This is a genomic window from Streptomyces sp. NPDC056503 (assembly GCF_042794995.1).
Taxonomy (GTDB): Bacteria; Actinomycetota; Actinomycetes; order Streptomycetales; family Streptomycetaceae; genus Streptomyces.
In genome coordinates this window covers 1-1129 of record NZ_JBHTST010000287.1, presented here as the reverse complement: position 1 = coordinate 1129, position 1129 = coordinate 1, and the positions used below count along the sequence as shown (strand labels likewise).

1 protein-coding gene is annotated in these 1129 nt (G+C 65.9%); it reads left to right on the top strand.

Translation table 11 applies throughout. The annotated features are described in order from the left end of the window. The first annotated feature begins 37 nt into the window (after nt 1–37). Nucleotides 38–1129 (top strand): IS630 family transposase, encoded by a 1092-nt coding sequence (locus tag ACFQ8C_RS37110; RefSeq protein WP_383466384.1) that lies wholly within the window; start codon nt 38–40, stop codon nt 1127–1129.

Genomic DNA, 1129 nt, shown 5'->3' with positions numbered 1-1129 from the left:
CTAGTGACCTGAGTCGGAGATTCGTCGTTAGTTGGGCATGAGTCGTCCGGGTCCGAAGATTCCGCCGTTGTCTGTCACTGATGCCCAGAGGGCGGTGCTGGAGGGCTGGTTACGCCGCCGGACGACGGCTCAGGCTCTGGCTCAGAGGTCGCGGATCGTGCTGGAGTGCGCCGATGGCCACTCGATCATGGAAGTGTCCCGCCGGCTGCGGATCACTCCGGACACGGTCCGCACCTGGCGGCGCCGGTTCATCGAACGCGGCCTGGACGGTTTGTGCGACGACCCGAGGCCCGGCGTCCCCAGGAAGATCACCGACGCCGACGTCGAGCGGGTCATCGTCAAGACGCTCGAGGAGACACCGAAGAACGCCACCCATTGGTCGACCAGGTCGATGGCGGCGGCGACGGGCATGTCGCAGTCGACGGTCTCGCGGATCTGGCGGGCGTTCGCCCTGGCGCCGCACCGGTCGCAGACCTTCAAGCTGTCCACGGACCCGTTGTTCATCGACAAGGTCCGTGACGTCGTCGGCCTCTACCTCGACCCGCCGGAGAAGGCCCTCGTCCTCTGCGTGGACGAGAAGTCGCAGATCCAGGCCCTGGACCGGTCCCAGCCAGTCCTGCCGATGATGCCCGGGGTTCCCGAACGCCGCAGCCACGACTACGTCCGGGCCGGCACCACCACTCTCTTCGCCGCGCTCGAGGTCGCCACCGGCAAGGTCATCGGATCCCTCCACCGCCGCCACCGGGCGGCAGAGTTCAAGAAGTTCCTCACGAAGCTGGACAAGGAAGTCCCGGCTGATCTGCAGGTTCATCTGATCCTGGACAACTACGCGACGCACAAGACGCCCGACATCAAGAAGTGGCTGCTGGCCCATCCGCGGTTCCACCTGCACTTCACGCCGACCAGCGCGTCCTGGCTGAACCTGGTGGAGCGGTGGTTCGCCGAGCTGACCCAGAAGAAGCTCAAGCGCGGCGTCCACCGCTCCGTCCAGGCCCTCGAACGCGACATCCGAGCCTGGCTCGCCGACTGGAACGAGCACCCCAGACCGTTCGTCTGGACGAAGACCGCCGACGAGATCCTCGACAAAGTCGCCGCCTACTGCCGACGAATCTCTGACTCAGGTCACTAG